This window comes from Mangrovibacter plantisponsor (genome assembly GCF_003182475.1).
GTDB classification, from domain to species: Bacteria; Pseudomonadota; Gammaproteobacteria; order Enterobacterales; family Enterobacteriaceae; genus Mangrovibacter; species Mangrovibacter plantisponsor.
On record NZ_QGTS01000001.1, the window covers coordinates 154,994 to 179,274 of the forward strand.

A 24,281-nucleotide genomic window follows, 5' to 3' on the forward strand; every position below is an offset into this window, starting at 1 on the left:
AAATAAAATTCATTCGAAGATTAAATGGGAGCCAACGATGAAAGATACATTCACTGCACAAACTCTGCCTGAAGATATCAAAGCCAGCATTGTGAACATGAAGCGCGCGCTGCGAGCCCAAATTGGTGATGTAGCCGGTCTGTTTAAACAAGTTGAAGCCAAAATTACTCATGAACTGGCTGCAGCCCGTGAAGATGAGCAACGCTTTGGCACTGCCTGGCCGGTTGCCAGCCGGGAAGAAATTTTGTCGGGTAATATCAATGATACCCTGCGGGCGCACATCAAACGGCGCGGGTGCCTGGTGGTTAAACAGCATTTCCCCCGCGAGCAGGCTCTCGCATGGGATCAGTCTATGCTGAACTACCTGGACACCAATAAGTTCGACGACATTTACCGCGGCCCGGGCGATAATTTCTTTGGTTCGCTGGCAGCTTCGCGCCCGGAGATTTACCCCATTTACTGGTCCCGTGCCCAAATGGAGGCCCGCCAAAGTAACTCAATGGCAGGTGTTCAGTCATTTCTCAATCGCCTGTGGTCATTTGAATCACAAGGAAAACAGTGGTTTGATCCAGATGTCAGCATTATTTACCCCGACCGGATCCGCCGCCGTTTACCCGGCACTACATCAAAAGGCTTGGGTGCCCACACCGATTCAGGCGCACTGGAGCGTTGGTTATTACCGGCTTACCAGCAAGTATTCCGCCATATCTTCAATAACCAGTTTGACCAGTATGACCCGTGGGATGCCGCCTGGCGGACAGACGTTGACGAATATGATGTCGATAACACGACTAAGTGCTCGGTTTTCCGCACTTTTCAGGGCTGGACTGCGCTGTCAGATATGCAGCCAGGCCAGGGGTTACTGCATGTTGTTCCGGTTCCCGAAGCTATGGCGCTGGTACTCCTGCGCCCGTTACTGAATGATGTTCCGGAAGATGAACTCTGTGGCGTGGCGCCAGGCCGTGTGTTACCCATTAGTGAGCAATGGCATCCGCTCCTGGCAAACGGGTTGTGCAGCATTCCGCAACTGGAAGCGGGTGATTCTGTCTGGTGGCATTGCGATGTTATTCACGCTGTAGCCGCGGTGGAAAACCAGCAAGGCTTCGGTAATGTCATGTATATTCCGGCAGCACCTGTGTGTGATAAAAACCGCCGCTATGCCCGGCGCGTAGCCGACGCGCTGGAGCGAGGCGCTTCACCCGGCGATTTTCCCCGTGAAAACTATGAACAGCACTGGCAGGACCGGTTTCTGACTGCGGATTTAAACGAGAATGGCCGCCGCAGCTTAGGGCTGAGCCAGCACCACATCTGATAACGGTCTGGCGCTCTGCTATTTACAGGGCGCCAGAACCGCTGCGCCTTTCTGCCAGGCCTGCCTTTTTGTTACACTGGCAAAATCAAGGGTAATCAGTGAACTGAAACATGAATGCACGCCATCAAAAAATCATCCAGTTAGTGAACGACAAAGGCAGCGTCAGCGTTAACGAATTATCGCACCTTACTGGTGTTTCTGAAGTCACCATCCGCCAGGATCTGACGGCACTGGAGCGCGAAAATTACTTAAAGCGCGTTCACGGTTCTGCCATTGCCATGGATCTGGAAGATGTCGGCGCACGCATGAATACCCGGTTTCCACTGAAAAAGACCCTGGCCGAATACGCAGCCTCACTGGTGAAAGACGGTGAATCGGTGTTTATTGAAGGCGGCAGTACTAACGCACTGTTGGCACGCAGCCTGGCAGATAACCCGTCAATTACCCTGGTCACTGTCAGCCACTATATTGCTCAACTCCTGAAAAATGCCCGTTGTGAAGTTATCGTCCTTGGCGGGTTGTACCAAAAAGGGAGTGAGTCTGTTGTTGGCCCATTAACCCGCCTGTGTATCCAGCATGTGCATTTTCAAAAAGCGTTTATTGGCGTTGATGGCTGGCATAAAGATACCGGGTTTACCGGGCGCAATATGATGCGCAGTGACGTAGTTTGTGCCCTGCTGGATAAAGGCATTGAAGCCATCGCGTTAACCGATTCATCAAAATTCGGAATCATTCACCCTTACCCATTATCGACAGAAAACCATGGGTTTCGCCATGTAATAACCGATTCCCGGCTGCCCTCAGACGCCCTGAAATGCATGCAAAAGCAAGGTATTCAGGTAGACCAGGTTGCCGACGAAACTGCTATTGCATAACAGCACAAAGCCTTATAGCAACGGCTTTACCTGCTAAAAATAAGGCAGAGGAATACCGCTTCACAGCCTCGTTATGGCGCTGCTTTAATACCCGCCGGTTCATAAATATCACTTCATAAGTAATACTTCACACATATTATTTATGAAGTATCACCTATGAAGTGACACTTCACACCTCATAATGATTCATTCATACTAAACCCGTTTACTGCCATCCCTTGCGGGAAGGCTAATCAGTAGAGAACATGTAATACGTATGAAGTAGCAAGTATTACTTCATACTTAACATTGGAGGTTGCAGTGATAACAATTGTGGGTTGTAACAAGGGTGGTGCCGCCAAGACAACAACAGCGATTAACCTTGCTGTTGGGCTTGCACAACAGGGCAACGATGTGTGCCTGGTGGATGCAGATGTACAACGCTCTGCCGCAAGGTGGATTGGCGAGCGGGAAGAAGCGGGGTTAAGCCCGGCTATCACTCTGGTGGAAAAACGGGATAACATCGCCGCCACACTGCGAAGCCTGAACGAGAAATATACCCACGTTATTGTTGATGTGACCGGGCGTAACAGCCGTGAGCTGGTAACCGGTGGTACTGTGGCCGATGTCATTATTGCCCCGCACCAAAGTTCGCAACTGGATCTTGATACGCTTATTGAGTTGCAACAGCAGGTTATCTCCTGGCGCGACCTTAACCCGGAACTGAAAGTGTTCGGTTACCAGACAATGGCGACTACCAACCCGCTGATTCGCGGCAACGAACGCTATGAATTTCTGGAATATATTAAAGAATTCCCGGAAATCACCCCACTTAATGCAATAGCCTGCTTCCGCAAGGTTTACCGTGATGTTATGCCTCAGGGGAAATCCGTTATGGAAACCAGTAATGAACAGGCGAAAAATGAAGTACTTGCACTGATTAAGGAGGTGTTCTGATGGCACTGAAAAAACCCAGCCAGCAGGCATCTGCCACCCGGAAATACGCCAGCGACCAGGACATAGAACAACTGGCAGAACGCCTGGCTGGCAAACCTTACGGCTCACCAGGTAACAGTACACCGGTTACAGAAGCGGAAGACCCGCTCAAGCGTACTACTATCTCACTGCCTGCATCGTTGCTGGATAAAACCGAAGATACGGCTCTGAAAAATAAACGCAGTGGCCGCGACCCGAAAAGTGTCAGCGCACTGGTTCGTGATGCGCTGGCGGAATACTTTAAAAACCACCCGTAATAAAACAACCCCCACGGCGCTGTACAACCGGCAGCACGTGGGGTTTGGTACCAAAGCATTGTTATGAGAATGGATAGGTATTTATTCATATTCGCATCATTCATAAATGCAAAATTCATAACTACGCAATTCATAAACGCATCATTCATAAGTATGAAGTATTACTTCACATCAAAGTGGCTACGTATGTAACCACCAGTGGCTGTTCACATATCCTTCCCCCGCACACTTTCACACTTGCCACCTAATATTTATTACTTCACACGTATTACTTCATACTTATTACATAACACTTATGCTGTGCCGGATTCACGCCACACTCAGGGCAAGTGTGGCGCCAGTTGCCGTATCACAATACATGTTCAGTACGGGCGATTATGTCATCCTGAGTATCCGGTGAAAGTGCGGTAAAGAATGCCGAATATCCGGCCACCCGCACCACCAGGTCACGGTACTGGTCGGGATGCTTTTTCGCTTCAACCAGTGTTTCCCGGGAAACAATGTTGTACTGAATATGCCAGCCTTTATAGGTTTCAAAGAAAGTGCGCAGTAAAAACATCAGTTTTTCGCGGTCTGCCGGGTTATCCAGGGTAGCAGGGTTGAGCTTCTGGTTAAGTAACACGCCCCCAAGAATTGAGCCAGTAGGCAATTTGCCAACAGAGCTGATAACCGCGGTGGGGCCCAGGTGATCGGTGCCAGATGCCGGGCTTGCACCCTCTGCCAGCGGCGCATGGGCTTTGCGCCCGTCCGGGGTTGCCATCGTCGCCGCGCCAAATGGCACATTGGCAGAAATAGACGAAGTACCGGCATAGTAATTCCCGCCAACAGGCCCACGCCCGTAACGTGGGTTGTGGTAATGCTTCAGCTCATCAATATAAGTTTGATAAGCGCGCACTAACAATGCATCCACAGATTCATCGTCATTACCGTATTTCGGGGCCCGGTTAATCAGTACCTGGCGCAGCTGTTCAAACTCCGCACCTGCAAAATCGTCGGCCAGAGCGCTGGCCAGTTGTGGCTGGCTGATTGCCTGGTCGTCAAACACCAGTTGCTTCACTGCGGCCAGGCTGTTACCCAGGTTAGCTATCCCAACCTGCAAACCTGAAACCCAGTCATATTTTGCCCCGCCCTGTTTAATGGTTTTCGCCCGCTCAATACAGTTATCCACCAGCGCTGAGCACAGAATATCGTGGGCATTTTCTTCAAGCACCGTATCCACGACGTATTCAATTTCAATGGATTTTCGCGTGTAATAGCGAATCTGGTTATCCCAGGCAGCCAGCACAGATTCAAAATCAGCAAAGTTACCGGTAGCAAGGGCTTCTGGCTGAGCCAGAAATACCTTGCCACTAGTGGCATCACGGCCTCCATCGAGCGCCGCCAGCATGACACGGGCAAAGTTAATAAAGCTCATGCCGGTACACCGGTAGCCCCATTTGCCCCCAACAGCAGTTTCAATACACCCAATGGCTGCATATTGATAAGCATCTTCCGGCAACACACCCAGGCGAATAAACTCCGGAATAACAATTTCATCGTTATTAAATGCCGGCATACCGAAACCACAGCGAATCACCTGCACACAGGCATCGAGAAAGTCATCGCCCATGCCTGCATGGTAGCGCACACTCAGGTTTGGCTGGGTTGAACGCAACCGCCCACAGGATTCAAGAATGGACCAGGATAACGGGTTAACGGCATCCACCGGTTTACCATTCACCAGGCTCTGGCCACCAATAGTCACATTCTGGTACAACGGGCTGCCCGCAGAGGCTTTAGAATGCGAACCAGAACGGATCTTGTTAACTTCCAGCAGTTTCAGCCAGCAACTTTGCAGTAATTCAATGGCCTGCTCGCGGCTCAGAGACTGCTCCAGCTCAACATCGCGCCGGTACCACGGGTAGAGATACTGATCCATGCGCCCGAAGGAAACAGAATGGCCATTGGATTCAATTTGCAGAATCAACTGGATGAAATAGCACAACTGCAGCGCCTGCCAGAAAGTTTTCGGCGGTTCATGGGCAATCACATCGCAGTTATGGGCTATTGCCAGCAACTCTTCCCGCCGTTCAGCGCGTGTTTCGCGTTCTGCCATATGCCGGGCCAGATCCGCATAGCGGGTAATATGCTGGCTAACCGCTTCCAGAGTGATATCCACCGCTTTTAAGAACTGCTCGCCGTGTAAGTCTTCCAGCACCGTCAGGTTAATCAGTGCACGCCGGGTATTAACTGTTTCACGCAGCCCGTCCAGCCCCTTCTCCAGCAACACCGGGAAATCCACCGCCAGGTGGGCATCCCCGGAAGTCATATTGCCTTCTGCTTTGATAATACCGGTATCAAGTATGGCTTTTTGCTCGGCAGTAAACATGCCATAACACCTGTCCTGCACCGTTTGCCCACGCCACCATGGGCATAGCTCGTGCAGAATTCGCTTATTCTCTTCACTTACAGAGAACCCGGCTCCGGGGCGTTCTGCCAGTTCATCAATTTCTTTCTCAATCCATGAAACGGTGTATTCCGGGAATATGGGGGCGGCACGCAGTTCGCTTGCCTGGTTTCCCACTATCAATTCATCGTGCTGAATCCAGATAGTGCGCTGCGCCAGGTGATGCGCCAGAGCCAGTGCACGGCGCACGGCTACCGGTTTGTCCATATTCTGCTGGTACACTTCGGTGTAATGCTGAGCGCGCTCGGTGCAAACAGGGGGTTTGACGATATGCACCAGAGCCGCTTTATGTGCCTTAATTCGGTCGGTCAGGACATCAAGTTTCAACTGTGTCATACAATTATCCTCGTAAAGTGGCTGCCAGGCCTTTTTGGTGTGCATATGACTGAGCAAAAGTAAGTAAGCCCGGGTTATCCAGGGGCTTTTCCGGTGCTTCATAAGGCAGGCCAAGCAGGGCGTATTTGTTCATGCCCAGGGTGTGGTAAGGCAGAAAATGTATTTGTTCAACGCCGGGTAACCCGGCAGCAAAATCGACAATGTTGCGCACAGCACCTTCACTGGCATTAAACCCAGGAATTAAAGGCACACGGATAACTACCTGTGCGCCCTGCTCTGCAAGGCGTTGCAAGTTAGCCATAACCCGCCGTGCTGAGCCCCGGGTCCAGGTTTTGAATAATTCAGCATCGGTATGTTTCAGGTCGGCCAGGAAAAGCCGGGTAAAAGGCAGGCAGGGTTCAATATTGTGCCAGGGAACATGCAGGCAGGTTTCCACGGCAGTGTGAATACCCGCTTCATGGCTTGCCTGCAACAGTGCCCGGGCTAATTCCGGGTTCATAAAAGGTTCGCCGCCAGAAAGCGTCACCCCACCACCACTGCGCTGGTAAAACGGCTTATCACGCAAAACTACCTGCATGATGTCTTCTACCGTGCGGTTTTCCCCGCATACAGTCAGCGCCTGGCTCGGGCAACACTTCACTAGCACATTAACAGCATTACCAGAAAGTTTGCTACGGGCGATATCCAGCGCGCCGCCCGGTTTACGGCTAATTGCCCGAGGCGCTGCATGGCAGCAACACGCGCAACCGGTAAGGCATAAACGGGCATCGAACAACACTTCTGGTTCTGCACTGCGGCTTTCCGGGTTCTGGCACCACCGGCAAGCCAAAGAGCAACCTTTCAGGAAGACAACAGTGCGGATCCCGGGCCCGTCATGGGTGGAATACCGCTGGATATTGAAAATCATCTCGCCTCCCCTTTATATTTCGTATAAAAATAAAAACACTTTCGAAAGAAAGAAAATTTGATTTCCGACAACAAAAACACGGCTCGCTGGCCTATGATGATGAAAAGCCGCGAACCATCACAATTTCAGGAGTTGAATATGGAGCTCTACCTCGATACCGCTGATATCCACGCTGTAAAAAAACTGGCCCGCATCCTTCCTCTTGCAGGTGTGACGACCAACCCCAGTATTGTTGCCAGCAGTAAACAACGGCCAGAAAACCTGTTGCCTGCGTTATATGATGCGCTCGGGGGAACCGGGCAATTGTTCGCCCAGGTGATGGCTGATACCGCGCAGGGAATGGTGGATGACGCAAGAAAACTACGGGCAATTATTGCGGATCTGGTCGTGAAAGTGCCGGTAACGCCAGAAGGGCTGGCAGCGATTAAGTGCCTGAGCAAAGAAGGTATTCCCACACTGGGCACTGCCGTTTATGGTGCAGCTCAGGGGTTACTGTCTGCGCTGGCAGGTGCACGCTATGTTGCACCATACATTAACCGGGTGGATGCTCAGGGCGGGAGTGGTATTGAATTAGTGAATGACCTGCAGTCACTGTTAGTTCAGCACGCACCCCAGGCACAAGTGCTGGCCGCCAGCTTTAAAACCCCACGCCAGGCGCTGGACTGCCTGCTGGCAGGTTGCGGCGCCATTACGCTGCCTGTAGATGTGGCGACCCAATTTATTTCTGCTCCGGCGGTAACAGCGGCTGTTGAGAAATTTGAGCAAGACTGGCAGGGCGCGTTCGGGAGTAAACAGTTGTAAAGCGTGAAAGGTTACACTGTGCCTCTGGCTGATGTGGCATCCGCCAGCACCAGGGGCACACCTTCGCCTTCCAGTTGCCGGGCACAATGCGCTTCAAGCCCGGCATCAGTCACGATATCAGTAAAAGCAGGTAAGCGTGCTACATGGAAAAGTGACCACAAACCATACTTACTGCTGTCTGCCAGTAATACCCGGCGGCGGGCATTCATCATAATATCCTGTTTGATACCGGCTTTTTCTTCCGTTGGCGCTGTTACGCCTTTCTCCCAGTCCCAGCCATTGCAACTGACAAAGGCGATATCCGGGCAGATATGGCGTAACAACCGGCGGCCATGTTCACCAATGCATGACTGGCTGCTGTCATCAATGCGCCCACCAATAATGGTGACTTCGATTTGTTTGAATTCACTCAAAAATAACGCGATATGCAAATCGCTGGTGATAACCCGTAAAGGCAGGTGAGTAAGCTGGCGGGCCAGTTCCATGGTGGTGGTACCAGCATCCAGGACCACGGCATCGTTGGCATTAACCATCTTTGCCGCAGCACTGGCGATAAAATACTTTTCTTGCTGGCTACGCTGCATTTTCTCAAGCGTAGTGGGCTGCGAAGGGAGAAACCTGTTGAGGGTAACGCCACCATGTGTACGGCTGACCACACCCTCTTCATCCAGCTTGACTAAATCACGGCGCACCGTTGCCGGGGATGCACCCGTAGCGGCCACCAGTTGATCCACAGTTACCAGATTATGGCTTTTAAGATAATCCATAATCTGTTCAAGGCGGTTATATCCCTTCATGAGCACTCTTACGCCTAAGCCAGTTGCATCGCCAGTTTTATCGAAACCGCCATGCTCTCAGACTTTGCTTTACCTGTCCAGGCAATATCAAATGCGGTGCCGTGATCGGCCGAAGTACGAATAAACGGAAGCCCTGCAGTGATATTCACCCCATCATAAAAACCTAACAACTTAAGTGGAATATGCCCCTGATCGTGGTACATCGCCACCACCATGTCATACATGCCTTCATTACATTGCATATAGACGGTATCTGGTGGGCACGGGCCATACACATCCACACCCTGCTCTTTCATTGCGGCAACAGCCGGGCCGACAATACGAATCTCTTCATCACCAAACAGGCCGTTTTCCCCGGCATGAGGGTTCACCCCGGCCACAGCAATACGCGGGTGGGTAAAACCAACACGTTTCAGGAACTGGTCTGCCAGGCGAATCACGGTTTCTACACGCGGCTGGTTAAGCGTATCGAGAAACTTACGCAGTGCAATATGCGTGGAAACATGAATCACTTTCAGCGTGTCGGTGTATAACACCATCGCGTAGTCTTTGCTGTTGGTGAGCTTAGCCAAAAGCTCAGTATGCCCGGGGTATAAATGCCCGGCGGCATGCAGCGCCTCTTTATTGAGTGGTGCGGTGGCAATTGCACTGACATCCCCTGCCATTGCCAGCTCAGTTGCTTTCCTGATGCAGCGGTAAGCCAAATCACCGGCCTGCTTTTGCACTTTCCCGGGTTCAAGCGCTTGGGGGTCTGCAAGGGGTTCATCAATCACGTTGATAATCCCGGGCGCAAACTGGGCCTGGCTCACCTGGTCAATAATGCGCAATTCTGCAGGTTTGGTAATTTGTAGCGCCAGAATGCGGCGTAACGTTGCCGCACAACCGACAACAACTGCAGGAATGCCTGATAACTCTCCTTCAGCCAGTGCACTGATGATAATTTCCGGGCCAATGCCCGCCGGGTCACCCATGGTAATTGCGATAACGTTGGTCACTTAGTCTTCTCCTCAAAAAAATGCACAACCTCCAGCAAGGTGTCCGTGTTACCGAAACCGCCTGCTTTGGTCATTACCGGCCGCAGATACTGGCTGCCTGTGAACTCTCCCCACGGCACACATTCGGCAATGCGGCCATGAATCGTAAAACCTTGCGCTCCGAGCACCCGGGCTACGGCTATCGCCACATCACCACCAGACAGGTACATCCCTCCAGGTGTGGCATCACTCAAAATGGCCTGGGTAAGCCTGCCCAAAAACAGGCACAGCTTTTCGCCCAACTGAGCGCGGTTCAGTTGGTAGCGCTGGCACAACCGGGCAACCTGGTGCCTGGCATCATGGTGCTCAGTGGTGCTGATAACGCAATGGCGGCCACTATTCAGCGCGGCAACTGCCGCCTGAACACATTCATGCAGGTAGCTCTCGCTGTCCGCAGAAAGCGCCTGTTCTGCACTGAGAGCCATGTGGGTAACAAGCGGGTGCTGCATGACTGCCTGCATTTGCTGTTGAGCGATTTCACTCATTGAGCCAACTACAGCAAGGAGCGGCCCGCTGGAATGGGGCAATAGCGGCGATGTTGCTGCCAGTGGAAACAGATACTGCGCCAGCGCTTCACAAATTCCCGCAGACCCTGCCAGCAGTGGGCGAACGGGTAATGAAGCAACCGCTTCAATGACTCGCGTCAGATCTGGTGCAGTTTCACTGTCCACCACCACCACTTCCACGCCGCGGGCAAAGCACGCCTGCAGTGTTGCGGCCAGGTTACCCTGGCGGACGCAGGCCAGGTCTGCCAGGTAACAGACCCGCTCAGCCTGTTGTTGCAGCACATGAATAATGTCGGCATCGGTGACCGGGGTTTTCGGGTCGCTGGCAAATTCGGTTTGGTTGACGGGTATACCTTTTACCAGGCACTGCCCGTTGGTGGTGGTACGCCCAAGGCCCGGTGAAGCCAGCGCCACTACCGCACCGGCTAAACCGGATGCCTGTAATGCCGCGGAAACTTCTGCGCCGGGGTTGCCCCGCAACGTTGAGTCGATTTTTTTGACCAGCCAGTGGGAATGGCCCGGTAACCCCACAGTATTGATGGCTGCTTTGATTGCCTGTTCAGCCTGGTTTGCGGCCAACGCACGGCTGTCGGTATTGACTGCCACCACTTGCGCCTGAGGCACATTTTCCGGGTGGAACATCACCATTGCCTGCGCGCCATTCAGAGCGAAGTTAACTGCGGCATCATTTGCCCCAGTGAAGTCATCCGCAAGAATCAGGACGTTGTCTCCCTGGTACTGCGCTTCCATGGTGTCTCCTGCTCATCATTATCGTTGCCAATGATTATATTCAATCACATTTGATTATATGTGAGCAAGATCAAGTTAATTGAATCGGGGATAAATTATAAAATTAGCCATGTTGTGAAACAGCAATGCTGTATTGATTGAATTCAATCACCACATTGCATATCCAGACAGGAGAGGAGCGTGGGTACAATAAACAGCACCATTATTAGCGGCGCAGGTGCCATAGCGTCAATAGAGCCATTACTGGCAGATAAAAAAAGCATTTTATTAGTCAGTGACCAGAACATTATCAAACTGGCCCCGGTGAAAGTGCTGTCAGAACTTTTGCAGGCCAATAACCGGCACGTGAGCATTGTTGACAATGTTCCCCCGGAACCCGCCCGCGATGATGTGAACCAGATTATGGGCAAACTCCAGGGTGCCCAGTTTGATTTGGTGGTGGGTGTTGGCGGTGGCAGCGTACTGGATGTCGCTAAGTTATTGTCTGTGCTCTGCCACACCAGTGCCCCCACACTGGAAGCCCTGCTTGCTGGTGAAAAACCGTCAACGCGCCTGGCTTCTTTGCTGATCCCTGCCTCTGCAGGTACCGGTTCAGAAGCCACTCCCAACGCAATTCTGGCCATCCCGGAACAGCAAACAAAAGTGGGCATCATTTCACCTGTGTTATTACCGGATTACGTTGCGCTACTGCCAGAACTCACCACCAGCATGCCAGCACATATCGCCTCTTCGACCGGTATTGATGCCCTGTGCCATCTGATTGAGTGCTTTACCGCCACCATTGCCAACCCGGTGAGCGATAACGTGGCGTTACAGGGGATGTTTAAGCTGTTCCGCAATATAGAAAACGCAGTTAAAGACCCGGAGAACCTGTCTGCCAAACTGGAAATGCTCTGGGCTTCTTATTATGGCGGGGTGGCGATTAACCACGCAGGGACGCACCTGGTACACGCAATGTCTTACCCTTTGGGCGGGAAATATCACCTGCCCCATGGTGTTGCTAATGCCATTTTACTTACCCCCTGCATGCGCTTTATTCGCCCGGCCGTTGTTGAGAAGTTTGCTGAAGTCTGGGACCTGATCCCCGGCAGCGACCAGCAGTTAAGTGCAGAAGAAAAATCATGCCGCCTGGTCGACTGGTTTGGCGAACTGGTGGAAAAACTACAACTCCCGGCTTCACTGGAAGCGCTGGGAATCAGCCCGGATAACGTACCAGACCTTGTGGATGGTGCGCTGAATGTCCAGCGCCTGATTAAAAATGTGCCCTGCCCTGTCAGTGCAGCAAATATTCAGGCCATCTACGAAACGCTTTTTACTCAAGGAAAATAACATGTCTGAACCCATTACCGGGGTACTGACCGCCATCGTCACACCCTTTACTCAACAAGGTGAGTTGAATACCGCCCAGTTACGCCAACAAGTTCAGCGCCAAATCAAGGCTGGTAATGGTGTGTTTTGCGGCGGCACAAATGGCGAATTTTTTGTGCTCAGTGAGCAGGAAAAAGTCGCTATAGCTGAAATCTGTGTTGCCGAATCTGCCGGGCGTAAACCGGTCGTCGGGCATATTGGCGAAATCTCAACCCGGGATACCATTCGCCTGGGTAAACAAGTCGCGCAAACGGGTGTCAACGCGGTATCGGCTGTTACGCCCTGGTTTGTTCCCCTCACCCAGCAAGAGCTGGCACGCCACTACCTGGCTGTCGCGGATGCGCTGACTGTACCTTTGTATCTCTACAATATTCCGGCCCGGACCGGTAACACCCTGGCACCAGAAACCGTACGCCAACTGGCGGAACACCCCAACATTGTTGGTATTAAAGACAGCGCAGGCAGTTACGACAGCCTGAGTGGTTTTCTCCACGCCACACAAGATTTACCCGCGTTCTCCGTACTGAATGGCCCGGATTCATTAATTCACCGCGGCTTTGTTGAAGGGTGTAAGGCCTGCGTTTCAGGGCTGGCAAATGTAGCCCCCACACAAATCAACGCTATTTGGGAAACCTTCCGTAACGGCGATATTGCGGCCTCACACCATGCACAGGAAGCCGTTACGGGATTACGCACTGACCTCTACAAAATTGCCTTTTCACCTGCCGTCGTTAAAGAGGCACTGGTGTTGATGGGCCATGACGTGGGGGCCAGCCGCTATGGTGTGAGCTTTACACCAGACCAACAACAGCAAATTCGCCAGATAGTGAACCAGTACCTTCACTAAAGCCATTTGCGCTTTCGTCAAAAATGCAGTCGGGCATCCCAGGATGCCCAGGTCTGATACGCCCAAAAGAGAGGCTATGATGAATCATTTTACCACTGAAGATACCTTATATATTGTCGGTATCGTCGTTGCTTATATCCTGTTTACAACGTGGCTGACGTTCCGATTACGCAGTAAAGATTCTGGCGATTTCATGGAAGGATCCAGAGCGATGCCGGCTTTTATTGTCGGGATCTTGTTGATGTCTGAATATATCGGTGCCAAATCCACTATCGGTACCGCACAGGCAGCATTTGAATCCGGCGTTGCTGCCTCCTGGTCGGTACTTGGTGCCGCAATTGGTTTCCCTTTATTTGGTTTATTATTGGTGAAACGGATTTACAACACCGGGAAAATCACTATTTCTGGTGCAATCTCTGAAAAATATGGCCGTTCAACCAAGAATATTGTATCCCTGATAATGATCTACGCGCTGTTGCTGGTGAATGTCGGGAACTATGTCAGTGGTGCAGCAGCCATTTCCACGGTGTTGAAAATCAATCTTCCGGAAGCCGCCTTTATTACCGCAATTGTCAGTACATTCTATTTTGCCTTTGGCGGTATGAAAGGCGTGGCGTGGGTAACAATGCTGCACAGTGCACTTAAATATGTCGGTGTTCTGGTTATTCTTGGTTTTGCTCTGTACGAAACCCATGGTTTTGCACCTATGGTGAAAAACATGCCAGATTACTACTGGACATGGGATGGCAACTTTGGTGCCGGCACCATCGTCGCATGGGTGATTGGTACGGTAGGCTCTATCTTCTGTACTCAGTTTGTTATTCAGGCGATATCGTCCACCAAAAATGTTGAATCTGCCAAACGTTCAACCTGGGTTGCGTTTTTCTTCTGCCTTCCCATTGCTCTGGCAATCGCCATTATTGGTGTCGCCGCAAAATACCTGCACCCGGAAATCCACAGTTTGTATGCACTGCCAGTATTCCTGCAGGACATGCCGGTCTGGCTGGCAGGGTTGGTAACGACTTCGCTGGTTGCTTCTATCTTTGTGAGCGTCAGTACCGTTGCGCTGGCGATTGCTTCGCTGGTAGTCAAAGACTTCTATGTGCCAATGAAAAACCCAACACCCGATCAGGAGTTCCGCGCCACACGCTGGATCTCACTGGTCATTGGTTTTCTGCCCCTTATCTTTGTCTTGTTTGTTCCTGAGGTTCTTAAACTGTCGTTCTTCACCCGTGCAATCCGTTTGTCGATATCGGTTGTGGCTGTCATTGCCTTCTACTCGCCGATGTTCAAAAGTACGCGCGGTGCCAACGCTGGTTTAATCGGTGCCTGTGTCATGACATCACTGTGGTACTTGCTGGGCGACCCATTTGGTATCAACAACATGTATATCGCTCTGATAACACCAGCAGTCATCATGGTTATTGACCGCATCGTGCCTCATAAAAACAAAGTACAAAATCCACATACCGTAATGAGTAATAACGGAGTCTGATATGTCTGAAGCTTTCTGTGCCACACGGGATGGCGTAATCCAAACACCAGCAAGTGATTCACCTTATGCAACCGCTATGCTGCCATCGTCATGCCCGCAAAATCATGCAGCGAATTTGTTGCCGCTGCCCAATGGTGATGTGCTTTGTGTCTGGTTTGGCGGTACCCAGGAAGGTATAGCGGATATCTCGGTGTGGATGTCCCGGTTGCCAGCAGGCAGCCAGCAATGGTCGCAGGCCCGTAAACTTTCAGATGACCCGAGCCGCTCGGAACAAAACCCGGTTTTGTTCCTTAGCCCGGACAACGTGTTGTGGTTACTGTGGACTGCGCAAATCTCCGGTAACCAGGACACCGCGATTGTTCGCTATCGCCAGTCCACGGATTTCGGGCAAAGCTTTGGAGAAATTCGCACACTGCTCGACCAGCCAGGCACTTTCATTCGCCAGCCTGTCGTTGTGCTGAAAAATGGCGACTGGCTGTTGCCAGTGTTCTATTGCCGCACACAGCCCGGTGAAAAATGGGTGGGTAACGATGATATCAGCGGCGTGAAAATTTCCAGCGATAAAGGCAAAACCTGGCAGGATGTAGAAGTTCCGCAAAGCCTGGGGTGTGTCCATATGAACATCACGCCAGCTAATGACGGCACCCTGCTGGCCTTTTTCAGAAGCCGCTGGGCAGACAATATTTACCGTAGCCACTCCGAAGACGGAGGGCGGCACTGGAGCATTCCTGAGCCAACCACGCTGCCAAATAACAACTCCTCTGTTCAGGTAACCACACTGGCAAACGGCGACCTGGCGCTGGTATTTAATAACATGAGTGCAGCCGGGGCAACAGAGCGCCGCGCATCGCTTTACGATGAAATTGATGATGGCGATGACAGCCGCAGCGAGCCAGTCGCCAGTGGGCGCACTGCATTCTGGGGTGCGCCAAGGGCACCAATGACTGTCGCCATTTCCCGGGATAATGGCAAAACCTGGCCATGGATGAAAAACCTGGACGAAGGTGATGGTTATTGCATGACCAATAACTCTCAGGAAAAGCTCAACCGTGAATTCTCCTACCCAAGCATTAAGCAGGGCCTGAACGGTGAGTTGCACATTGCCTATACCTGGTACCGCCAGGCGATTAAATACGTCTGCATCACACCAGAATGGGTCATGGCATAACGAGGTAAGTATGATAATTGGACACGTTGACACCCTGCCACTGGCAGGGTTACCCGGCGTACTGCTGGCAATTCTCTCCCGGCCTGACTGTGCACTGAGTGCATTGCAACACCGGGATGATGGACGCTGGCAACCGGAAGGTGAAGACTGGCACTGCACAATCGGCCCGGCAATGACCCAGCCTGGCTCTCAACGCCATACGGAATACCATAACGACTGGCTGGATATCCAACTGATGCTGGATGGGGAAGAAGAGATAAATGCTGATCCTTTGCCGCAAGTCCACCCGGACTTTGTGGAGAAAAAACCGGATCTGTTTATTGTTCCTTCGCCACATTTAACCCAAAGCATCAGGTTGTTACCTGGTTATTTCGCTGTTTTCTTCCCCGGTGAGCCACACCAGGCACTGTGTGCTGTCGGGCAGCCTGCCGGGGTACGCAAGGCGGTCTTTAAAATTCCACGCACACTCATTTCGGAGAACATGTAATGCCACATGCATTGGTCACTGGCGCCAGTTCAGGAATTGGTGCAGCCATTACAGAACGGCTTCTGGAAAGCGGCTGGTCAGTGACAGGAATCAGCCGTCGCCCGGCCAGCTACCCGAGCCAGGCATTTCATAACCTGAATGTGGACATGAACGATTTACCCGCGCTCACCGCTGCGGTAACAGCCCTTGAAACAGTTGATGCTGTCATTCATGCTGCAGGTTTTATGGCTGCTGCCCCACTGGGTATGCTGGATGCCGAACTCAGTGAACAATTGTGGCGCATCCATGTTCTGGCACCACAAGTATTACTTAATACCCTGGCACCACGCATGCCCACAGGTGGGCGCATTGTGCTAATTGGCAGCCGTACCGCCCATGGTGCCGCCGGGCGTTCACAATATGTGTCCTGCAAAGCCGCAGTAATTGGTATGGTACGCAGTTGGGCCGCAGAATTGGCCCCCCGCGGCATAACAGCAAATATTGTGGCACCGGGTGCAACGCTTACACCAATGCTCTCTCAACCAGGCCGTGTTTCATCGCCACCTAAACTTCCCCCTATTGGCCGCTATATCGACCCAAAAGAAGTGGCTGCACTGGTCAATTTTTTGGTCTCGCCAGAAGCGGGGGCAATAACCGGCCAGGAATACATTATTTGTGGTGGCGCATCATTATCCTGACCACTGTGCGCGTATATCGCTAAGGTTATACGCGCCATTTCAGCACCTTACCAGGCCAATAATCAGGCAGGAATTATTCTTTTAATTTGTCGATACCCACCACACAAAACACCCAGCCTAACGCATTGATATGTTTTATATTTTTTAAAACAAATAAAATATTACACTATATTCAATTGCAGGTAAAAATTGCCAACATTAGTTAGCCAGCCGGGAAAATTAAGCAGAATATTAGCACTTGCTTTGAAGAGAGATTATGGTAGGGTTGATATTAACAACATATTTACACAGGAAAAAACAAGATAACTAAAACACCCATCCTCATTTTAGCACAGTGCAAAAAACCGTTAAAAATTGATGGCGTTAATTTTGTTTTCACCATCATCCACATGAGCAAAAATCAATAATACGCCTGCTGCATATCAGCGCCGCCGCATTATTGATGTGTGCTCCAAAAAATCATAAATCCGCTCTGCTATGGCGGAGAATAATATGCACAACATCATAAGGAACCGTTCCATGAAAAAGACCTTTCCTGTTGCACTCACCTTAATTTCCACCGTACTGATGGCAACCGGGTCCGCAAAGGCTGCTGACTTACCCGGCAAAGGTGTCACTGTTTACCCTGTGCAAAGCCCACTCCCGGAAGAATCCTTTCAAACTGAACTGGTGAACCGCGCGCTTGAAAAATTAGGCTACGATGTTCAGCCAACCAAAGAAGTGGATTACAACGTTGCGTATACAGCCATATCAGAGGGCGATGCCACTTATATGGCAGTCAACTGGGAGCCGTTACAGAAAGACATGTACAACTCGGCCGGCGGCGACAAGAAGTTTTACCGCAAAGGGACGTATATTAGTGGTGCCGCACAAGGGTATTTAATTGATAAGAAAACAGCAGATAAATACCATATTACTGATCTCTCACAGCTTAAAGACCCGAAAATAGCCAAACTATTTGATGCGGATGGCGATGGTAAAGCCGATTTAACCGGTTGTAACCCTGGCTGGAATTGTGGGTCGGTTATTGCCACACAAATAAAGGCATATGGGTTAAGCAATACTGTCGAGCAGAATCAGGGGAACTACTCCGCAATTATTGCAGAAACCCTGACTCGTTATAAAGCAGGCAAACCGGTATTATATTATGCCTGGACGCCTTACTGGGTTAGTTTTGTATTAAAATCGGGTAAGGATGTGGTATGGCTCACCGTGCCATTCTCCGCTAATCCTGGCGGGTTAAAAGGGCTGGATACCACACTGCCAAATGGCAAGAATTATGGTTTCTCCGTTAATAACGAACACATTGTGGCAAATAAACAGTGGGCGGAGAAAAACCCGGCGGCAGCCAAACTGTTTGCCATTATGAAACTCCCCCTGGCAGATGTGAACGCCCAGAATCTACGGATGCATGAAGGCCAGGACTCAGCACAGGATGTTCAGCAACAGGTCGATGGCTGGATTAAAGCGCACCAAAGTACCTTCGATGGCTGGGTAAAACAGGCTATGGCTGCCGCGGGTAAATAACCTGGTTAATTGTGTTACCCCCCGCCAACTGCGGGGTAACCAAACTCAGAAAAGGTTACCTGAAGAGTACAACCAGAAAGAAACCCGCGGGTTTCTTTCTGGTTTGTTTATGTACCACATACCACTGTGTATCACCGTATCGCGAATACTAACGGTGGGCAGCGACAAATGATTCAATCTGCGCCTGAGTGATACTGCCCGTACCCTGGGTATCAATTTCACTAAAATGCTTCGCCACCATCGGCATACCCGCCTGCGCTTCTTGCAATGTCAGCTTACCATCATGGTTGGTATCCGCTTGTGAAAACCGCTGAGCCAATCTTGCAGATTGAGTGGCAGCAACAGCCAGTGTGGTACTGCCAGCCAGTGTGGTACTGCCAGCCAGTAACAACCCGGCCATTAAAAATGTACGTATTTTCATTGTAGCATCCTTTTATTTTCGCAGAATTGCGGCGCTATTTATTCACCACAATTTTATTTATGGTTACCAGAATAAAATTATGTCACCTGATGTCGCCATGAATAAAACCAGTGACATGCCATGACATAATTCACCACTTCTGAAGTATGGAAAATAAAAATAGAATAATCAGTGCAGAGCAAACTATGGCCAACTGAGCACCACAAGCCATTATTTTCGGTAATAAACTTTTGGTAATAAATACAGCCCACACACAGCAACCACTTAATTATCAACCTAAAAACTGAAATTCATTATTTATTAATAAAGGCTTAGCACGATGAATAATAAATCAATGAATAATAAACGATGCCAGCAGCTTATCGGTGTCCTGGGGTTATTATGCACTTTTTTAACCGTGGCACCCAGGCTTATGGCTGAAGAGCCGGAGCACATCAACCTGGTTTCTCCTGCCAGGCTGGTTATTATTACCCCGGCACATCCCCCGCGTTTGTTAGTGGCAGCACCACCTCCTCCTGTAGGCTCCAGAATGCCCCGTGGAATGTATTGGAAACCCAGGCCCCCTCATGGGCCTTCTCAGCCAGGCCATCCCGGGCAGCCAATGGCACCCAATGGGCAACCAGGAATGAAACAGCAACAACCAGGGCAACCGGGAGGTTCGCCGCAACAACCCGGGCAGCCACAACAGCCAGAAGGCGCGCCACAACAAGGTGAGCCGGGGTATGTTGCTCCAGCCACACATGCCTGAGGAACGGTAACGATAATGCAGTGGCCTGTTACTCTCAAACAAACGTTACTCAATAACGCGGGCAAAATCAGCGTGCTTTTGCTGCTGGCTGCCATGCTGTGCACTATTGGGTATCTGTTACCTAAACGCACCCAGGTGTTTCGCCCAACGCGTGAAGTCCTGCACCAGTCATTCAGCGGCGCAGGCGAAATGGCAGCACTTAACCAGGCACAACTGTCCAGCAAAACGCCATTGCGCCTGCAGTCTCTGCTGGTTGATACGGGCGATAAAGTCAAACGAGGTGAACTCCTTGCCCAGTTTGATGACCAGGAGCTGCAGGCAGATGAGCAGGCAGCCAAAGCCGCCCTTGATGGAGCAGTGAGTAGTGAAGCCGCGGCACACACCAACTGGCTGCGCCAACAGCATATTGAGCAACAGGCCAAAGATGATGACCGCCGCGCACATATTCTGGCCCGCACAGGTAAAGGCGCGATTTCACAAAGCGACCTGGAAAATGCCAAAACCAGCCTGCAGACAGCCCAGCTAGACCTGGCGTCAGCCCGGTTCCAGTGGCAGCAGGCACAACACGCCCATACAGAGGCACAGGCACAATGGCGCGCCGCTCAGTCGCGCCTTGCGGATACCCGAATGGTGGCGCCATTCAGCGGCTTAATTACCGGCAGAAAGTGCAGTGAAGGCGACATTATCTCCCCCGGCACAGCCTGTATTGAGTTAACCGATACTCAATCGCTGTACATCAGTGCACGCTTTGATGAATCAGTACTGGGCACCATCCAGGTGGGTGACAGTTGCGAGGTTTTTCTGCGCTCACACCCGAACCAGGCCCTGCACGGCTATGTGGAGCGGATAAACCGCAGCGTAGACAGCGACACGCGCGAATTCACCGCCAATATTGGGTTACCGGCCCTGCCCCCTGGCTGGGCGCTGGGTGAGCGAGCGGTTGTAGTTCTTCACCACACCAGTGCGCAGCCTGTGCTTACCCTGCCAGAGCACCTGCTCACCCATGCAAACAGAGAAACCTGGGTTTGGTTGCTGGACAAAGGGCATGCGGTCTTGCGCAAGGTGCAAATTGGGCAACACACCGAACAGGCCAGTGAAATCACACAAGGGGTAACACCAGACAGCCTGGTACTGCCACCGGCCCACTACCGCCCCGGGCGGCGTATCAGCCCGGTCAGGAGCGAAGATGAATCTCGCGATTAAAGACATTCGCGCGGGTCTGTTTCGCTTTACGCTAACCTGCGTGGGGATTGGTTTAATGCTGATGACATCGCTGGCTATGACTGGGTTGTATCAGGGGATCGTGGCAGATGCATTGTCCATTATTGACCACGCCCATGCAGATTTATGGGTAATTGAAGCCGGAACCGAAGGCCCGTTCGCCGAAAGCTCACTCATTGACCGCAGCGTACTGAGCCGTTCTCTGGCCTTACAGGATGTCGCAACCGCCCGGCAGTTTACCTTGCAATCAGAGCGTTTCAGCGTGCACGGTAAAACAGTGCGCGCATCACTGGTTGGGCTGGATTACCCAACAGATACCGGCAGCACTATTCCATTATCCGCAGGCCGCCACCTGCGTGCCGGGCGCAATGAAGCCATTGCAGACCAAAGTACCGGCCTGCATACCGGTGACACACTGCGCCTCGGCACAACAGATCTCACCGTGGTGGGTGTGGCAAAGAACTACCAGGACTACAACGGTAACCCCATGGTTGCTGTGTCGGTTAATGATGCGCTGGATATCCAGGCTCATCGCCCGGAAGAAAGTGTGTATATCTCGCGCGATACCGGGCGCGTCCAGGTGCCCAGTAAAACAGCTAATATTGCCGCAGTCCTGTTAACTCTGGTCCCCGGTGCCAACCTGCAGCAAGTGCAGCAACAAATAAACCGCTGGGGAGACGTTATCGCTCTGACCAGCGAACAGGAGCGAGAAGTCTTTTTGTATGGCAGGCTGGAGCGTTTACGGGGCCAGATAGTACTGTTCACAGCCATTTTACTGGTAGTAACCGCCGTTGTAATTGCGGTGACGCTCTACACCATGACACTGGAGAAACTCCACGAAATTGCGCTCCTCAAACTGATTGGCGCGCGCAACCGTGTCATCATCAGTATGATTTTACAGCAGTCTATTGCTCTGGGTGCTCTGGGTTACACCATGGCAGCCGTGCTCATTCCCGTGGTATCACCTTTCTTTCCACGCCGCCTGGTACTGACACTCAATGATTACCTGCTGTTTGCAGTTATTGTTTTGCTGTTATGCATTGTTGGAGCGTTACTCGGTATCCGCCGTGCCATGCAGGTAGAAGCACGTGAGGTGCTGTCATGAAACGTGCGGTCATTGAGCTCAGCGGTATTACCAAGTGCTATGGCCAGGGCCTCACCCAGGTTACCGCCATCGCCAATGTCACGACCACGCTGTATGCCGGTGAAGTTGTTGCCCTGCTCGGCCCCAGTGGCTCGGGTAAATCCACCCTGCTGATGATTGCCGGGTTACTGGAATCCCCAACCCAGGGCACAGTGACTATTAACGGGTTGTCCGCCAGTGGCCCTGATGCCGCAATTGGCAACGTGCGCGATTTCCGCCGCAAGAATATTGGCTTCGTTTTCCAGAAACCCAACCTGATCCCCTTTCTTACCGCCCAGGAGAATATTCGCCTGGCAATGGAAATCAATGACGTGCCAGCACCACAGCAAGCCCGAACACTCGCGGATTTACTCAGCTGGCTTGAAATTGAGCACCGGGCCAATAACTACCCCGGGCAATTATCTGGCGGTGAGCAACAACGCGTGGCGATTGCCCGGGCTCTGGCAAACCACCCGCCACTGCTACTGGCCGATGAACCTACCGCAGCACTGGACAGCAAGCGCGGGCGCCAGGTGGTGTCGCTGTTTCATAACATTGCGCATGAGCGAGATACCGCAGTAGTGCTGGTTACTCACGACCACCGCTGTCTGGACCTGGTAGACAGAATTCTGGAAATGGAAGATGGCCAGTTAGTTGAACGCCCCATGAATAGCGTGATAACTCACGATAAGCGAAACTGAACCATGCGTGTTATGAACACTCTGTGTGCCTCACTGACTGCCCTGAGTATTGCTCTGAGCCTTAGTGGGTGCCATGCCCCTGCGCTGCCAAAAGACACTACACTGGCAATCCCCAACCGGTTTAACGCAACCAGCAGCGCCTCCACAACAGCACAACTGCGCCCGGACTGGTGGGTTGAGTTTAATGACACAACACTCAACTCACTGGTTCACCAGGCGCTGGAAAATAACCCCAATATTGCCGCATCGGCAGACCGCCTGAGCGCCGCAATGGCTCAGACAGCCCAGGCCCATGCAGACCGGTTGCCACAACTTTCACTGTCGCCACAAACCAGCCGACGCAAAGCATCAACCGCAACGGATAAACCCTGGAAAGTCAGCAGCAACGGCCACGAAAGCGCCCTCAGCAGTAGCGGCCTGTTTCTGGACACTCAACCCTATGCCACCGACTGGCAGGCACCGTTACAATTGAGCTGGGAAGTGGATCTGTGGGGAAAACTGCAAGCCAGTGAAAATGTAGCCGGGGCACAAGCAGAAGCCAGCCAGGAAGACCTGCGCAACGCCCGGTTATCATTGGTTGCCTCGGTTGCACAGGGTTACATCCAGTTGCGGGCCGACCAGGCCAGTGCACAACTGCTCAGTAAACAACAAGCGGTACAACAGGCATTATTCGAAAACAGCCAGGCCAGCCAGTCGGCGGGAATCACCGACCTGACCGCAGCAACTCAGGCACAAATGGCATTGTTTGCGCTGAATAACCAGCAACAGGCGATGAGCCTGCATATTAGTGACGATATCCATACACTGGAGGTACTGTGCGGGCTGATGCCAGGTAGTTTGGCCGGTTTACGCAGCTCACAACACTGGCCGCTCAATTTACCTCAGACACCCGCCAGCCTGCCTGCCAGCGTGCTCAAACAGCGCCCGGATATTCGCCGTGATACCGACCAGTTGAATGCTGCCCGTGCTCAGGTGAAAGTCGCCCGGGCTGATTTTTTCCCGTCACTGAATCTCACCACCAGCCTGGGTACCGAGTCATCGAGCCTCTCTTCTTTGCTGAGCGCCGGCAGTCTGCTGTGGTCGTTAGGTGCCAGAATATCTCAACCCTTGTTTGACGGCGGGCGCCTGCAGGCAAATTACCAGGCAGCAACGGCACAATTTGAAGAAGCCGCGCATAATTACCAGGCCACAGTGATTCAGGCATTAAGTGATGTCGATAAAGGGTTAACCGCTCTGCAAATCAGCAAAACCAGCAGCGAAACCGCCACCAGACTCGTCACCGCTTCGGCACAGCTTACTGCACAACAACAGGCGCGGTTTAGTGCAGGAATGGGTACTCAGGATGCCGTAAACCAGGCCCGGCTGAGTGAATACCAGCAGCAGTCGGCGCTGGTCACATCACAAACGGCAGCCTTGCAGGCCTGGCTGACATTACGCCAGGCGCTGGGTGAATAACAGACCCAGGGTGAATAACAGGGTATGGGCAAATCAATCGCCCTGAC

Annotated in this window: 23 protein-coding genes; 17 read left to right on the forward strand and 6 right to left on the reverse strand. The window is 51.9% G+C overall.

Annotated features, from left to right (window positions below):
• Nucleotides 1–37: 37 nt before the first annotated feature.
• The 4 genes from DES37_RS00800 to DES37_RS00815 all read left to right on the forward strand — a co-directional run bounded on the left by DES37_RS00800 (nt 38) and on the right by DES37_RS00815 (nt 3,419).
• The gene (locus tag DES37_RS00800) at nt 38–1,312 is read left to right on the forward strand and encodes a YbiU family protein (RefSeq protein ID WP_110024503.1); all 1,275 of its coding nucleotides are present in this window, start codon (nt 38–40) and stop codon (nt 1,310–1,312) included.
• A gap of 110 nt (nt 1,313–1,422) precedes the next feature.
• Entirely contained in the window at nt 1,423–2,187 is a 765-nt protein-coding gene (locus DES37_RS00805; protein ID WP_036103776.1) for a DeoR/GlpR family DNA-binding transcription regulator, read from the forward strand.
• A gap of 300 nt (nt 2,188–2,487) precedes the next feature.
• Nucleotides 2,488–3,123 (forward strand): division plane positioning ATPase MipZ, encoded by a 636-nt coding sequence (locus DES37_RS00810; RefSeq protein WP_110024736.1) that lies wholly within the window; start codon nt 2,488–2,490, stop codon nt 3,121–3,123.
• On the forward strand, nt 3,123–3,419 hold the full coding sequence (locus DES37_RS00815) for a hypothetical protein (protein ID WP_036103771.1): 297 nt from the start codon (nt 3,123–3,125) through the stop codon (nt 3,417–3,419). The genes DES37_RS00810 and DES37_RS00815 overlap by 1 nt, the downstream gene beginning before the upstream one ends.
• 349 nt (nt 3,420–3,768) lie before the next feature.
• Here the strand turns inward: DES37_RS00815 and DES37_RS00820 are convergent, their stop codons facing one another.
• Nucleotides 3,769–6,201 carry a formate C-acetyltransferase/glycerol dehydratase family glycyl radical enzyme gene (locus DES37_RS00820; protein WP_110024504.1) on the reverse strand — a complete coding sequence of 811 codons (2,433 nt, stop codon included), beginning with the start codon at nt 6,199–6,201 and terminating at the stop codon, nt 3,769–3,771.
• Between the two features lie 4 nt (nt 6,202–6,205).
• The gene (locus DES37_RS00825; protein ID WP_110024505.1) at nt 6,206–7,108 is read right to left on the reverse strand and encodes a glycyl-radical enzyme activating protein; all 903 of its coding nucleotides are present in this window, start codon (nt 7,106–7,108) and stop codon (nt 6,206–6,208) included.
• Between the two features lie 138 nt (nt 7,109–7,246).
• Between DES37_RS00825 and fsa the strand changes: the two genes are divergently transcribed.
• Entirely contained in the window at nt 7,247–7,909 is a 663-nt protein-coding gene (fsa, locus tag DES37_RS00830) for a fructose-6-phosphate aldolase (RefSeq protein WP_036104105.1), read from the forward strand.
• 11 nt (nt 7,910–7,920) lie between these two features.
• Here the strand turns inward: fsa and DES37_RS00835 are convergent, their stop codons facing one another.
• Genes DES37_RS00835 through dtnK form a run of 3 tightly spaced genes read right to left on the reverse strand, consistent with a single transcriptional unit; the run spans nt 7,921 to nt 10,996 of the window.
• The gene (locus DES37_RS00835) at nt 7,921–8,706 is read right to left on the reverse strand and encodes a DeoR/GlpR family DNA-binding transcription regulator (RefSeq protein ID WP_110024506.1); all 786 of its coding nucleotides are present in this window, start codon (nt 8,704–8,706) and stop codon (nt 7,921–7,923) included.
• Between the two features lie 14 nt (nt 8,707–8,720).
• Entirely contained in the window at nt 8,721–9,701 is a 981-nt protein-coding gene (locus DES37_RS00840) for a D-threonate 4-phosphate dehydrogenase (protein WP_036103762.1), read from the reverse strand.
• On the reverse strand, nt 9,698–10,996 hold the full coding sequence (dtnK, locus tag DES37_RS00845) for a D-threonate kinase (protein ID WP_110024507.1): 1,299 nt from the start codon (nt 10,994–10,996) through the stop codon (nt 9,698–9,700). Before dtnK ends, DES37_RS00840 begins: the two co-directional genes overlap by 4 nt.
• 180 nt (nt 10,997–11,176) lie before the next feature.
• Between dtnK and DES37_RS00850 the strand changes: the two genes are divergently transcribed.
• From DES37_RS00850 to proX, 7 genes are all read left to right on the forward strand, one after another.
• Nucleotides 11,177–12,325, forward strand: coding sequence for an iron-containing alcohol dehydrogenase (locus DES37_RS00850; RefSeq protein ID WP_110024508.1), 1,149 nt, complete (start codon nt 11,177–11,179; stop codon nt 12,323–12,325).
• 1 nt (nt 12,326) lies between these two features.
• Complete coding sequence (locus DES37_RS00855) at nt 12,327–13,211, forward strand: dihydrodipicolinate synthase family protein (protein WP_110024509.1); 885 nt, start codon at nt 12,327–12,329, stop codon at nt 13,209–13,211.
• Nucleotides 13,212–13,290: 79 nt separating this feature from the next.
• Nucleotides 13,291–14,706 (forward strand): sodium:solute symporter family protein, encoded by a 1,416-nt coding sequence (locus tag DES37_RS00860; protein WP_036104099.1) that lies wholly within the window; start codon nt 13,291–13,293, stop codon nt 14,704–14,706.
• Nucleotide 14,707: 1 nt separating this feature from the next.
• Nucleotides 14,708–15,874, forward strand: a complete 1,167-nt coding sequence (locus DES37_RS00865; RefSeq protein ID WP_036103750.1) for a sialidase family protein — start codon at nt 14,708–14,710, stop codon at nt 15,872–15,874.
• Nucleotides 15,875–15,884: 10 nt separating this feature from the next.
• On the forward strand, nt 15,885–16,361 hold the full coding sequence (locus DES37_RS00870; protein ID WP_110024510.1) for a NanQ anomerase/TabA/YiaL family protein: 477 nt from the start codon (nt 15,885–15,887) through the stop codon (nt 16,359–16,361).
• Nucleotides 16,361–17,038 (forward strand): SDR family NAD(P)-dependent oxidoreductase, encoded by a 678-nt coding sequence (locus DES37_RS00875; RefSeq protein ID WP_110024511.1) that lies wholly within the window; start codon nt 16,361–16,363, stop codon nt 17,036–17,038. Before DES37_RS00870 ends, DES37_RS00875 begins: the two co-directional genes overlap by 1 nt.
• Nucleotides 17,039–17,557: 519 nt before the next feature.
• Nucleotides 17,558–18,565, forward strand: a complete 1,008-nt coding sequence (proX, locus tag DES37_RS00880) for a glycine betaine/L-proline ABC transporter substrate-binding protein ProX (RefSeq protein ID WP_110024512.1) — start codon at nt 17,558–17,560, stop codon at nt 18,563–18,565.
• A 148-nt stretch (nt 18,566–18,713) separates the two neighbouring features.
• On the opposite strand, the gene DES37_RS00885 is transcribed toward proX, so the two are convergent.
• Entirely contained in the window at nt 18,714–18,986 is a 273-nt protein-coding gene (locus tag DES37_RS00885; RefSeq protein ID WP_110024513.1) for an EF-hand domain-containing protein, read from the reverse strand.
• A gap of 319 nt (nt 18,987–19,305) precedes the next feature.
• Here DES37_RS00885 and DES37_RS00890 point away from each other — a divergent pair, with 319 nt between their 5' ends.
• The 5 genes from DES37_RS00890 to DES37_RS00910 are packed head-to-tail and all read left to right on the forward strand — an operon-like array spanning nt 19,306 to nt 24,234.
• The gene (locus DES37_RS00890) at nt 19,306–19,734 is read left to right on the forward strand and encodes a hypothetical protein (RefSeq protein WP_110024514.1); all 429 of its coding nucleotides are present in this window, start codon (nt 19,306–19,308) and stop codon (nt 19,732–19,734) included.
• A 15-nt stretch (nt 19,735–19,749) separates the two neighbouring features.
• Entirely contained in the window at nt 19,750–20,937 is a 1,188-nt protein-coding gene (locus DES37_RS00895) for an efflux RND transporter periplasmic adaptor subunit (protein WP_110024515.1), read from the forward strand.
• Nucleotides 20,921–22,060 carry an ABC transporter permease gene (locus DES37_RS00900; RefSeq protein WP_110024516.1) on the forward strand — a complete coding sequence of 380 codons (1,140 nt, stop codon included), beginning with the start codon at nt 20,921–20,923 and terminating at the stop codon, nt 22,058–22,060. Before DES37_RS00895 ends, DES37_RS00900 begins: the two co-directional genes overlap by 17 nt.
• Complete coding sequence (locus DES37_RS00905; RefSeq protein ID WP_110024517.1) at nt 22,057–22,779, forward strand: ABC transporter ATP-binding protein; 723 nt, start codon at nt 22,057–22,059, stop codon at nt 22,777–22,779. The genes DES37_RS00900 and DES37_RS00905 overlap by 4 nt, the downstream gene beginning before the upstream one ends.
• A gap of 3 nt (nt 22,780–22,782) precedes the next feature.
• Nucleotides 22,783–24,234, forward strand: a complete 1,452-nt coding sequence (locus DES37_RS00910) for an efflux transporter outer membrane subunit (protein WP_110024518.1) — start codon at nt 22,783–22,785, stop codon at nt 24,232–24,234.
• Nucleotides 24,235–24,281 lie beyond the last annotated feature (47 nt).